The sequence below is a fragment of the Mesorhizobium sp. WSM3868 genome, from assembly GCF_002294785.1.
Taxonomy (GTDB): Bacteria; Pseudomonadota; Alphaproteobacteria; order Rhizobiales; family Rhizobiaceae; genus Mesorhizobium.
Map to the genome: position 1 here is coordinate 1 of NZ_NSGB01000035.1, position 11722 is coordinate 11722.

General features: G+C 58.8%; 12 protein-coding genes and 4 pseudogenes. 5 read left to right on the forward strand and 11 right to left on the reverse strand.

Annotated features, from left to right (window positions below):
• Positions 1-73: 73 nt before the first annotated feature.
• The 5 genes from CK221_RS29160 to CK221_RS29175 all read right to left on the reverse strand — a co-directional run bounded on the left by CK221_RS29160 (position 74) and on the right by CK221_RS29175 (position 1551).
• Entirely contained in the window at positions 74-247 is a 174-nt protein-coding gene (locus CK221_RS29160) for a hypothetical protein (RefSeq protein WP_280952205.1), read from the reverse strand.
• Between the two features lie 93 nt (positions 248-340).
• Positions 341-670, reverse strand: a complete 330-nt coding sequence (locus CK221_RS30990; protein ID WP_245430779.1) for a hypothetical protein — start codon at positions 668-670, stop codon at positions 341-343.
• On the reverse strand, positions 645-926 hold the full coding sequence (locus CK221_RS30995) for a putative sulfate exporter family transporter (RefSeq protein WP_348628454.1): 282 nt from the start codon (positions 924-926) through the stop codon (positions 645-647). The genes CK221_RS30990 and CK221_RS30995 overlap by 26 nt, the downstream gene beginning before the upstream one ends.
• 51 nt (positions 927-977) lie before the next feature.
• Positions 978-1226 carry a conjugal transfer protein TraD gene (locus CK221_RS29170; protein ID WP_095780239.1) on the reverse strand — a complete coding sequence of 83 codons (249 nt, stop codon included), beginning with the start codon at positions 1224-1226 and terminating at the stop codon, positions 978-980.
• 1 nt (position 1227) lies between these two features.
• Positions 1228-1551, reverse strand: a complete 324-nt coding sequence (locus CK221_RS29175) for a conjugal transfer protein TraD (protein ID WP_095780246.1) — start codon at positions 1549-1551, stop codon at positions 1228-1230.
• Between the two features lie 172 nt (positions 1552-1723).
• Here CK221_RS29175 and CK221_RS29180 point away from each other — a divergent pair.
• Positions 1724-1969 (forward strand): annotated as a pseudogene (locus CK221_RS29180) (MobA/MobL family protein); the annotation flags it as partial.
• Between the two features lie 901 nt (positions 1970-2870).
• On the opposite strand, the gene CK221_RS30065 reads toward CK221_RS29180, so the two are convergent.
• Entirely contained in the window at positions 2871-3251 is a 381-nt protein-coding gene (locus CK221_RS30065) for a hypothetical protein (protein WP_143749122.1), read from the reverse strand.
• 175 nt (positions 3252-3426) lie between these two features.
• Between CK221_RS30065 and menC the strand changes: the two genes are divergently transcribed.
• Positions 3427-4599, forward strand: coding sequence for an o-succinylbenzoate synthase (gene menC, locus CK221_RS29190; RefSeq protein WP_245430780.1), 1173 nt, complete (start codon positions 3427-3429; stop codon positions 4597-4599).
• Between the two features lie 784 nt (positions 4600-5383).
• Here menC and CK221_RS29195 read toward each other — a convergent pair.
• The 3 genes from CK221_RS29195 to CK221_RS31000 all read right to left on the reverse strand — a co-directional run bounded on the left by CK221_RS29195 (position 5384) and on the right by CK221_RS31000 (position 9075).
• A complete protein-coding gene (locus tag CK221_RS29195) occupies positions 5384-7048 on the reverse strand; it encodes an ABC transporter substrate-binding protein (protein ID WP_095780242.1) in 1665 nt (554 codons plus the stop codon).
• A 412-nt stretch (positions 7049-7460) separates the two neighbouring features.
• Entirely contained in the window at positions 7461-8444 is a 984-nt protein-coding gene (locus CK221_RS29200) for a hypothetical protein (protein ID WP_143749123.1), read from the reverse strand.
• Positions 8445-8766: 322 nt separating this feature from the next.
• The gene (locus CK221_RS31000; RefSeq protein WP_245430783.1) at positions 8767-9075 is read right to left on the reverse strand and encodes a hypothetical protein; all 309 of its coding nucleotides are present in this window, start codon (positions 9073-9075) and stop codon (positions 8767-8769) included.
• Here CK221_RS31000 and CK221_RS31005 point away from each other — a divergent pair.
• A complete protein-coding gene (locus tag CK221_RS31005) occupies positions 9004-9162 on the forward strand; it encodes a hypothetical protein (protein WP_245430785.1) in 159 nt (52 codons plus the stop codon). The two genes, CK221_RS31000 and CK221_RS31005, sit on opposite strands and share 72 nt — an antisense overlap.
• Positions 9163-9490: 328 nt before the next feature.
• Positions 9491-10522, forward strand: coding sequence for a GlxA family transcriptional regulator (locus CK221_RS29210; RefSeq protein ID WP_179295236.1), 1032 nt, complete (start codon positions 9491-9493; stop codon positions 10520-10522).
• 48 nt (positions 10523-10570) lie between these two features.
• Here the strand turns inward: CK221_RS29210 and CK221_RS30595 are convergent.
• Together CK221_RS30595 and CK221_RS29215 are read right to left on the reverse strand one after the other, a co-directional pair.
• Positions 10571-10709, reverse strand: a pseudogene (locus CK221_RS30595) (FAD-dependent oxidoreductase); the annotation flags it as partial.
• A 104-nt stretch (positions 10710-10813) separates the two neighbouring features.
• A pseudogene (locus CK221_RS29215) lies at positions 10814-11065 on the reverse strand (transposase); the annotation flags it as partial.
• 74 nt (positions 11066-11139) lie between these two features.
• Between CK221_RS29215 and CK221_RS31010 the strand changes: the two are divergent.
• Positions 11140-11722: pseudogene (locus CK221_RS31010) on the forward strand (IS110 family transposase); the annotation flags it as partial.

Genomic DNA, 11722 nt, shown 5'->3' on the forward strand with positions numbered 1-11722 from the left:
CGTGCTCTCTACTTCCTCAGCTTCGTCCAACTCGCTTGCGCAATGCTATGGATGCGCTGAATGTCGATTCAGCCTAGCGGATGCCATGGCCCCAGCGCAGACCGGTGAACACCGATTGCAGGGCGGCCACCAGGATCAGGGCAAGAAACGGCAGGTTGGGCGAGCTCTCGTCTTCGCGCCTTGCGACCACCCAAAGCAGGATGAACAAAAGCAGGGCGACGGTAAAGGGCAGGGGATCAAACGGCATGGGTTGGAATGGCGCGCTCGCATGCTGACAGGCGGCGGACCCTAGCCGATATGATCCGATTCCCAAACTCGCCTGTCGCGACGCGCCGGGATTTCAGACCAGCTTTACCAGCGTCATGCTGAACGTCGCGATGAAGATGAAGGCCGAGAAGGCCAGCATCAGCGGACGCAGGCCGCGCGAGCGGGTTTGGAAATGTCGGCCTGAAGGCACATCGCGGTAAGCTCCATGGGCAGCCTCATCTGCGCGGTCAAAGGGATAGCGATATGCGCTTGAGACGGGATTGCGACCAGACTGTTCAGCGCCACCACCGCGACGAAGGCCACGGCGAACCGGGGGCATCGGCGGCTTGGCGGAGGAAGCTTCCGTGCTGCTGCGGCGCGCCACCAGGCCGAGCGCGCTAAAATCGGCAACAGTTCGCGACACGCGTCAGCTTGGCGACGGTTACCATCCCGCCCCATAGTGCGTCGTTCTGGAAGCCGACGCCGATAACCTGCGCCATGTCATGGATAGACGCTCCGGCCCGCAGGCCGAAACCGTGCTGATCGAGCCCGAGCACAGGCGCCACAAGCGGGAGCCGAGCAGGGTGATGGATGATGGTGCCGAACAGCGTGATCGCGGCGACGGCCTCGTCGCGCGCATCGGTGACGACGTTGGTGGCGACGATGCCGAAGCGCCACAGATCGAGGTGCCCGCCGCGGCAATCAGCTGCGCCAGCGACGTTCGACCACCGCTATGTTCGCTGGGTCCTTTTGCCTTCATCCCGTTCCGCATCGAACACCTGCTTTCCCTTCGCGGCCCAAAGCTCCCGCGCATGCTTGCCGTCATGGCCCTGCAGCTTGGCGGCGATCCACAGCAGCGCCCCGTAGATCATCTCGCGATCGTCGGCAATCAGATCCACGATGCCTGCCTTGACGACGAGGCCTCCGAGTTCGATCAGACGTCGGGTGCGCTTGCGGCGCTCAACCTGCCACGCGCACATGTCATTGCGAGCCTGAGCCGCTTGCCGGCGATTGTGGGCTGCCTTGGTGCGCTGGAGCGCCGCGAAGATTGCGCTGAGGTGCCGGAGCAGTTCGCCGTGGGCGGCTCTCGAAAAACGTCACCCCACGCTTAGCCCATGCCTCACGCTTTGACGATTCTTTCGTCTCGGCGATTGCGACGAGTGCGCCGGCCAGTTCGTCGGTGCTGAGTTGATCGGCGGCGGCGATCACCAGATCGCCAAGCTGTTGTACCTTTCGCGTTCTGAGCTCTCGCGCCTTCTCTTCCAGCGCCTTCAGTTCGGCGTCGAAGTCACGTGGTTTGCGCATGGCTGTCTCCATCGATTGTCGATGCGGTCAAGATAGCGGAGCGCCTGCCGGAAGGCTTCAGGGTTGCCGAGACAGCCCGGGATGGGCTGGTCCATCCCGAGAATTTTTTGAGGGAGGGCGCGCTTATACGTCGTGCCGACGTGCGGCTTGACGTGCAAATGATCTGGTCGCGATGGCGATCTATCATCTTCACGTCAAGGTCATTGGCCGCAAGGCAGGCTCGAGTGCTGTGGCGTCCGCCGCCTATCGCTCGGCCTCGCGGCTGCGAGACGAGCGCATTGATCGAAGACACGACTTCTCGGCCAAGCGCGGCGTCGTCCATTCCGAGGTGATGCTGCCAGACAATGCGCCCGAAGCCTGGAGAGAGCGCGAACGGCTGTCCGACATGGCCAAGAGCCTTGAGCGCGATCCGCAAATGGAATCGCTACTCGCCAATCATAAGAAGGCGCTTGGCATCTGTTCTCATCGCGACCGCGGCATTGCAGGTGCTTGAAAACATTTTCACCAGGTCCTCTCGGGTCAACCAAACGAGCCAGTCATCGTCATATATTCCGCGCGCTGGCAATCGCGCGACTGCCCCACGTTCTTTGTGCAGATAGCCGTTACGATCTGCTACACCTTTTTCGATGTTCCAGGCAGCAACGAGGGCGTAAACAAAATCCGGTGACCATTTAGCCCAAGCGAGTCCAAACGCGATCTGACTTAGAAAGGGAAGGAGACCGAGTCCCCGAAAATCCTTCCGAAGCCAGAGGTCGCCGCGATATGCTACAAGCCCGGCAATGTTTCTTGCGGACGGTGCGTAGCAGGTACACGAAGAGCCGGGCCCTGCCTTGAGCTCTGGGTCAGCGAAGTAGTCTCCGAGCGTCTCAAGGTGCTCATGAAGACTTCTAGTGGAGAGATCGTAAAGCCGCATTGCTTGAACATGCGCCACTCTGCCTGCTCGGTCCCTCGCGGTAATCCAGAAAGCTTTTCCCGGTAAAAGGTCTGAACAATCTGGCCGAAAATGGGGATAGGTCGGGGATTTTCCCGGAAGCCCGTCGGTGGTCCTAACATACTCGTCAAAATTTTCTCCGATGGTGACGTGGAGACCGAATTTAAGCATCGAGTCGCAGGCCGTGCCGATCAACCTTGAGATTTGCAATGTGTTCAAATTGTCTTGCATGCACGATCTCCAGAGGTTGGGCAATTATTAACATTCGCGATTGGCAAGTTACAGAATTGATATACGTGTAGTGACCGAATTGCCGTTAAATAAAAATGCATTGCATTAGACCGAGACTTGAACATTGCTTCGCAAAATTGGCTATTCACCGCAGTTCTCACGTTTGCGGACACATGGTCGTCGGCGACCGCTGATCGCGGCGTGCTGCCACCTCGCAAGACGAAGCAAAAATCGAGCCAAGTCGGGAATCGGACGAGGAAGACACATCTTGTGCTTGTTTCAGCTGTTTGGCCTGAGGCAAACTACTAATTTCAGCAATCAGCAACGAGCCTGTGTGTCGCAGACCCGACAAAGCTGAATTTGGGGAGGCAGTCATCTGACTGTTATTGACGGTCGGGATCCGGCGACCTCGAAAATGGCCAACGCCCACCAAACAGGTTTTGCCCGAGCCCTCGTCAGCCATTGCGATACCAATTGGGTAACACCACGCCGCCGGGCAGTAGATTGGTGCGATCAATATGATCGTCTGCTGCGGCATCTCCACGCCCCTTGCATCGACCCCGAGTTAAGCAATGAGTTCTCGCAGCGATCACTGTGATCGCAGCGTTTCTCTGGAGTGCTGGCTCAAATCAGGGCCGCTTTGTCAAATAGTAAATTCGGGAATAGACACTGCCACAATCTGATTTTTGTAGACCTGCGTGAGCCGTTGGGGAATGATCACTGTTGTCCGAAATTTCGTACAGAAGGAAATTATGTCGAATCCGCTACTGAGAGACCCTCTGGTTATTGAAACCGCCGAACTGCGGCTTATCGAGCTTCCGCTGCTTAACCCATTCACTATCTCCTCCGCAACCATGGTAAAGAGGGTGGCGCCAATTGTCGTGCTGCGGGGGGGCGGCTGCGAGGGATATGCCGAAGGCGTAGCGGATATGCTGCCCGACTATCTGCCCGAAACGATCGTCTCTTCGATGATGATGATGCGCGATGTACTGCTGCCTGCCATCGTCGGCAAGAATTTCGCCAATCCGCAGGAAATCGAGAGATTGTTCCGGCCGTGGCGCGATCACCAGATGGCGAAGGCCGCGGTCGAGATGGCCTTCTGGGATCTCTGGGCCAAGGTGCAAGGTCTGCTGCTCTGGCAGGTGCTGGGCGGCACTCGTTCCAAAATCGAGGTTGGTGTTTCGCTAGGAATCAAGGAAATCTCGCTGACCCTGCAGGAAGTGGCCCGACATGTTCAGCAGGGCTACCGCCGGATCAAGCTGAAGGTGAAGGCCGGCCATGACCTGAAGCTTCTCGATGCCGTGCGTGCCGAATTCCCGGACATCCATCTGACCGTGGATGCAAACTGCTGCTACACGCTGGCCGATCTGCCCGTTCTGCGAAGCATGGACGATTATGGGCTGGACTATATCGAGCAGCCGCTGGCCTGGAACGACCTGCATGACCATGTGCGTCTGCAATCCATATTGCGCACGCCGATTTGCCTGGATGAAAGTATCCGCACGCTGGCGGATTGCCGTAAGGCTTTGCAATCCGACGCGGGGCGGCTCATCAATATCAAGGTCGGCCGTCTGGGCGGCCATACGGTGGCTATGCAGGTGCATGACCTCTGCCTCGCCTATGACATACCGGTCTGGTGCGGTGGTATGATGGAAACCGGGATCGGCCGTGCCCACAACATCCATCTCTGCACGCTGGAACAGTTCTCGCGTCCGGGAGACACCTCGTCCTCGTCTCGGTATTTTGAACACGACGTCGTCGTCGAGCGGCTGGAAACCTCCAATGGGCTGATGCCCATTCCGGCCAACGGCGCAGGGATCGGCGTGACGTTGGACTGGGATTTTTTGGACTCCGTTTCCTCTTCTGTTGAGACGATCAAGGCATGACTTTCATGTCCCCATTCCGCGAGAGTCAGAGGGGTCGATGGGCGGTTTGGAGTGACGATGATCGCACCGAACCAGCCGATCTGATGATGGTGGTGAAGTCCAAAGGTGGAATCGACTTCTCTCGGCGGGTGTTGTCCCTTAGGTCCCTCTGACCTTGCGCCCCAGTTTCTACCCGGTCGCTTGCTGGGCGGATGAAGCGACGGGCGCTATTGCGGAGCCTTTTATCGCAGCGCAAGCGACCGTCGCGGATTGAAGGTCGTGACGCGTGCCAAACGCCATTCGGCAATTTCGTAGTTTTCGCCCGGAAGGCTGGCGAGTACGGAACGCTCGACACTCTCAAACAGTTGACCGGCGACTGACACCCAGCCGACGCGGGCTTCTTGAGCTCAGCGGCAAGGTCGGACCTGATTGTGATGGAAGAGTTTGTTCTAAGCATCGTCGGTCAGTTCGCCCGGCAAGGGCCTGCTCAATCCACCCCCCGCTGCGTGTTCAGAGCCCCGAGCGCTTTTCCCGAAGCGACGGCAATCTCGCGTGAGCTGATCCGTCCGGCAAGCCGCAGCATTTGTAGTAACTGTCTCGTGGTCAGCTATGCAGAGGTCGACTTTGATTCGAGAAATGCCGAGGCGCCGAGTCTCGGCCAAATCCTTCGGTCCTACAACCCTCATTGCTATGTGGCGCTCGGCGCGTCCTCACCGGCCGGCTGCCTGTGGCTAGTCTAGGACTCCTTGTGGAGCCAGCCCCCATGCGGGAGCTGGCGGGTAGAGGTTTGGTTTTCGTTTATCGCTTAGGTCTTCGACGCCTTTTCGAGGAACAGCTGCCCCGTGGCGGCCGGCTGCACGCCAGCCACACCCTTCGCCGTCGCCGTCAGGTAATCTTGGAAATAGCCGAAGATGATAGGCGTTTCCTCGAGCAGCAGCTTCTGGATCTTGCCGGCCGTTGCCATCTGGGCTTCGAGGTCAAGCGCCGCGATGTAGCTGTCCGCAAGGATGTCGTAGTCCTTGTTCTTGAAGTGCGCGGCGTTCCATGTGCCGTCGCTCTTCAGGGGTGCCGTTAGGAACACGTTCGGCACGCCGCGGTGACCATAGTCCGTGATTCCCATCACCGAATCCAGCCAGTTCGATTTGCCGAACACCGCGTCTCCGTAATAGGCACCTTGGTCGATCATGTTGAGGTCGAGTTCGATGCCGATCTCTTTGACCCAGTTCTGGATGAGCTGAGCGTATGCCGGGATTTCCAGATAGCGCTCGGTGGTCAGCGTCACCTTGAAGCCCTTGCCGACGCCGGCAGCTTCCATCAGTTGCTTGGCCTGCGCGAAGTCCTGCTTGCGCTGCGGCACAGTCGGGCCGGTCGAAGGGTAGACAGGAGCGAACGGGCTGTCGTTGCCCGCCATGGCGCGGCCCTTCATCAGACCGGCGACCAACTTGTCGCGATCAAGTGTGAGCGCGATGGCGCGGCGCACGCGCCGGTCCTTGAAAGGATCGGAATCGCAGCGCATGTGAACCTGCCTATTCAAGCTTGACTTCACACTTATGATATTGAAGTTCGGATCGTTGACCAGGCCTATGCCGATCAGAGCCGATAGCTGGTTGACGATGTCGACCTGGCCGCCCTGCAGGGCCAGGATCTGCGGCTGGATGTCATCGAAAAAAGTGAACTCGGTGCGTTCCGGCAACGCCTTCGGCCCCCAGTAGTCCTCGTTACGCACGAAGGAAGCGCCGACCTTGGGCGTGTATTTTTCCAGCTTGAACGGCCCGGTGCCGTCGAAGCTCTGTTCGTAGTCGCCCTTGTAGCTGGCAGGCAGAATGATGGCATTGTAATTATCCGACGACACCATGTAGGGGAAGTTGCCGTAGGGCGTGTCGAGGTGGAATTCGACCGTGTAGTCGTCGACCTTCCTGGTTGCGCCCTTCTGCAGGACGCCCTTGAAGACCGACAGTGCGTTGGACGAGCCGGCCGGATCGGCCAGTCGGTCGAAGCTTGCAACCACGTCGTCGGCCTTCATCTCGCTGCCGGAGTGGAATTTCACCCCCTTGCGCAACTTGAAGGTCCATACCGTGCCTTTGTCGTTCGGCTTCCAGCTTTCGGCCAGCGCCGGCTGCAGCACCAGGTCCGCACCGTCGATGCAGAGAAATTCGGCGACCTGCTGCAGCATGAGCAGACCGCCGCCATCGGTGACGGTAAGGGGGTCTATCGCTGCTGTTGGCACATTGCTGGCAACGCGGATGGTAGCGCCGGAAGCGCCCTGGGCGCGAGCGAGCGACGGCATGCCGCCGAGACCTGCTGCCATGCCTATGCTGCCAAGCAAAGGCAGTGACAGACCAAGCAGGCTGCCGTGGCGCACGAAATCGCGGCGGCTGACACGGCCGTCCACGAGACTATCGATCAGGTGATTTTCAAGCGGCGAACGGTTGCGCCGGATCAGGTCGAGAATGCGATAGTTCTTGCTCATGGCTTTAACCCTTTCCCCTTTTAAGACTGAAGAATGCACTTTCCAGATCGCGAAACTCCCCGGCGTTCTCCTCGTCCGGCCGTCAACTCCTTTTGCCAGCATTACCGAACGTCAGCGCTTTGGGCATTTCAGGCGCATTTTTGCGAGACAACCAACGATCGGCACCAGAATTATGAAATATCTTTCTGTATGGCTTCCTCACTTTACAACGGGATTACCTACCCGAAACGCCCGGACGCCACCATCGGCGTGCGCCAGGACTCACGTATGGATTCGCGTCGGATCAGACAAATGACCGCCAAATATCGGGTCTGCGATTACGTCTTCTCGGAAGGCCGTAGATAAATAAGATCGCTTCCTTTGAACATGGTATCCAATCCGTTGTGGTCCATGCGGGTCGTGAGGCTCTCAGTTACACTGTATCCGACAATATCTTATAGCGTCGTAGTGCTGTCCGCCACGAGTTGTCATTGAAGCTCGGCCCGGCTGCTCGCGCGGTCGAGCTTAGCCGACTTTCGTAAAATAGGACCAATTCATTGCCGATCTGCAAGGCTTCGAATTTCTCGGCGACATCTTCTTCTCCGAGCATGACGTCCATTACGAAGTGTTCTGTATCATTCAAAAAAAGAGGGTCGTTACTGAGAGCCATACCAATGACGATGGGACCAGCTTCCGGCTTGATGTAGTAGAAGAAAGGCTTCCTTCCAGCGATGGACACGTCGATCGCTAGATTTCCGCCGCATCTGGCGCATCGCCAATCCGGCTTTCTGAAGGCCAAAGGGTTGCGGGGGTGCCGGTTCAACAAGGAAACGCGGCCGCTCCCCTTCTCGACGCGAATTTTTGCCCATCCCAGATCTCCGAGGCTACCGTCTTTGCGATAGTAGTAACTGTCATACCCCTGCCAGAAGATTGTCTCCTTGGCAGTGTCGCTGTACAGCAGGTACGCGCCGTTCGATTCTAACGACCAACCGTCCGCAGGGCCACCGCGCGTTTCCCAGCCCACTTCCGGTGTAAAGTCAAAAGCGTCGTCGCGAGAGAACTGCCCGTCAGGCGCCGACGCGATGGCGGCTCCTACTCCCAGTCCGTCACAATACATGCCCACAAACAACTGCTCTGTAATGGCCACGACATGATGCAGGACTGCCCGATCATCGTTGGGTCTCGGCAAAAGAACCCGAGTGGGGGAGCCAGCCTGGAACGTCAGGAAGTTGAAAGGCCTTACCCAGCTTTCCCACTTCTCATTGGCCACTGTCGTCGTATAAAGCCAGCCCAGTCCGTCCTTTACGACCAGCTTGCCAGACACGTCGAATAGGAAGCCCCCGAAGCCCTGCGCTTCTCCCAAGATATCGGGCCGATGCTCAATTAACTCGAGGGGCAGATTGGGACTGACATTCATGGTGGACCTCCTCGCTTTCTTAATCGCGGCGGCGCCAGGCGCTCGCCGCTCGCTAGTTAGTTTGAGCGCCTGAATAATCATCTCTTCCGATATACTAACCGCTGATCTGAAATGAGCGTCGGAGAGAACCCAGGAGAGGTGGCACCGCTTTGCGAGGCTGTCCTTCAACCTTGCCAAACAGATTTTCAAGAAAGCGAAAGAACCATTCGGCCTGCGCCGCGTCATGCTCAAGCATCAGCCGCGTCTGCTCGTCGCGCGTCTGGGCGCCGGGCTTGCCGTAGTGAGCCCAAGGCACGCTGCCATCGACGGAATCCTTCGATCGTCACCTCGGGGTGAAACTGGAGACCATAAACTTTGTCGCCCCAGCGAAAGGCTTGGTTGGGGAAGAGCGCGCTGTGAGCGAGTCGTTCCGAGCCCTCGGGAATTCCAAACATGTGGAAATGAGCTTGGGTGACCCCCAGCCGGCCGGCATGAAGTCTTCCGCACTCGGCTCAGGGTAAACCGGGTAGTAGCCGAACTCGTGAGGCTGGCCCGCGATCGGCCCGACCGAAGCACCTAAATGGAATGCGATCATCTGGGCGCCCAGGCAGATGCCGAGAAGTGGGATATCTGCCTTCAGGCAGGCATCGATCCAACGATATTCCTCCTTGAGGAAGGGGTGGATTTCGGCATCAAAGGCATTGAAATGACCGCCATAGATGACGCTGCCTGCAACTGAAGCGTCCGGCTCGCCGAGAGTGTCCCCTCGAAACGGACGACAGACCACCGGCTCAAACCCGTGCTGCACTGCAAAAGTGTAGACCCGATCATCTGGGGGATCGTCGCCGTGCCTGACAAGAACGATGCGCCTAGACGTCACTGCGGTCCCCCCAAACTGCGCTTCTCCCAAACGCTGACGAGCCTAGCACGGGTCGAATCTAACACCTTGCATCTGTCCGCCGAGAGCTTACCCTCAAACGCCAAAGGGACGCCGTGGCGTGTTCGTGAGCGGGAAGCTCGCAGAAGGACGCAGGGCCGTCCGGTGAATGGAGCCGACGGAGGCAGGCTTGAACTGGAGTGATGCCGTGACAGCTCCCAATGGCGAAGGCCGGGAGCCATACACCGTCGCCATGCTGCTGGTTCCGGGCTTCTCCTTGATGGCGCTCGCCTCGCTGGTGGAGCCCCTTCGGGCCGCCAATCGCGTCCTGAACCGACGCGCATATGAGTGGGTTATGGTGGCCGAAAGGCTGGGCGCCGTATCCTCAGGGGCAGGCCTTGACGTGGCAGCCCCTGTCGACTTGAAGTCTGCACCGGCCACTGATCTGACAGTGGTGGTCGCCAGCCTCGGCGTCGAGGGCTTTCATCGTCCCAAAGTGTTCGACTGGCTACGCCACAGACGTCGGGGTGGACGCCTTTTGGCTGGCGTGAGCTGCGGTCCACTCTTGTTGGCTCAGGCCGGTTTGCTGCACGGTCGTCGTGCTACGGTACACTGGGAGTCGCAGGACGACATGAAGCAGCGCTTCCCCGGAGTGGAAGTGGTTGACGCGCTATTCTGCGTCGACGGCGACGTGGCAACGGCCGCCGGCGGCACGTCCAGCATGGACATGATGCTCGCCATTATAGCGGCGCGTGACGGACCGGAGGTCGCCAACGATGTTTCCGACCTCTTCCTACGGGGGCCTGTCCGAGAGGCTCAGGAGATGCAGCGACAGGGCATAGCTTGGCGCCATGGCGTAGTCGATCAGCGGCTCGTTGAGGCCATCAAACTAATGGAGACCCACCTTGCGGTACCTCGTCTTATCGTCGAGGTCGCCGCCGCAGTGAGTCTTTCCGAGCGGCAGCTTCTCAGGCTATTTGAGTTAGAGCTGGGGGAGTCTCCCTCCGCCTTTTATCTTCGGCTGCGTCTGAAAGCGGCGCGTCAACGTGTGCTTCACTCGGCAGAGTCGTTTGAGTCGATCGCGGTAGCCACCGGCTTCTCCAGCCCGGGACATTTTAGTCGAGCGTTTCGCAAGCGCTTCGGCCAAACACCCTCCGCCCAGCGCCAAGCGAGTCGAACGGCTGGCCGAATTCATGCCAGTGTGGCGGAGTGTCAGGGCTGATTGAGTGGAGCAGCTTGCCGGGTCGGATATCTGACCAGCAGGGTACGTCATTCCGGCATTGCCGTAACTGGTCTCCTCACCGGCCCCTCTGCGGTCGACGAGCACCACGGAGCGCCGACGGGCCGCAGATGTAGGGCCGTGGACACGCCAATGATTCCAGCCCGAGAACCGCGACGTCGCTATTAATGGCGAATGTTTTTCTCGGACTGCAAAAAAATAGATGCGCTGCGGCGGCTGGTGCGGATCACTGCCGCCGACATATTCCACGGTTCTGTCTAGAGCGGGATGAAGTCATCTCCGGTCGTATCCTGCATTGGCGAAGTAGTTTGAGCACTCGGCGGGTGTCGTCCGGTTGAGGATTTCGCCGATCGCCTGGCAGGTCTCGGCCGTCCGTTTGGCCGCCTTTCTAAGCCAGTGTTTGAGCTTGGCGAAGAACTGTTCGATGGGATTGAGGTCGGGTGAGTATTTGGGCAGGAGAATCAACTTGGCCCCTGCCTTGCGAATGGTGCGACGCACGGCCTTGCCCTTATGCGAGCCGAGATTGATGGGGTGGACGCCCCCTCAGGCATCGCTGTGCCAAAGTGGTGTCGTTGATCATCACTTGAAGGGAGGCGTCCATGTTGGAAGTTAGCACAATCGGATTGGATCTGGCGAAGAACGTATTCCAAGCGCACGGCTCGGACGTGTCGGGAGCGGTGCTGTTCAGGAAGAAGCTTCGCCGCGATCACGTCCTTCGGTTTTTTGCTGCTCAGCCGGCCTGCACCGTTGCCATGGAGGCGTGCGCCGGCGGTCATTACTGGGCGCGGGAGATTGCGAAACGTGGGCACGATGTCCGGCTAATCGCTCCGGGATATGTGAAGCCTTTCGTGAAGCGGCAGAAGAACGATGCCGCTGACGCTGAGATCTGCGAAGCAGCCCAGAGGCCTACATGCGGTTCGTAGCGGCAAAGAGCGAAGGGCAGCAGGCCGCGGCAATGGTGTTCCGCGTTCGCGATCTTATGGTTCGTCAGCGGACCCAGACCATGAATGCGATACGGGGCCATCTTGCCGAATTCGGACTCGTGGCTGCACAGGGTCCCTTCCATGCCGCCAAGCTTGTCGCGGCGATTGAGGACAAAGGTACTGCCATCCCCGAAGCTGCCCGTCCGATCCTGTCTCTGCTCGTTGCACAGTTGCGGTCGCTGGATGAGAGAGTGGCCGT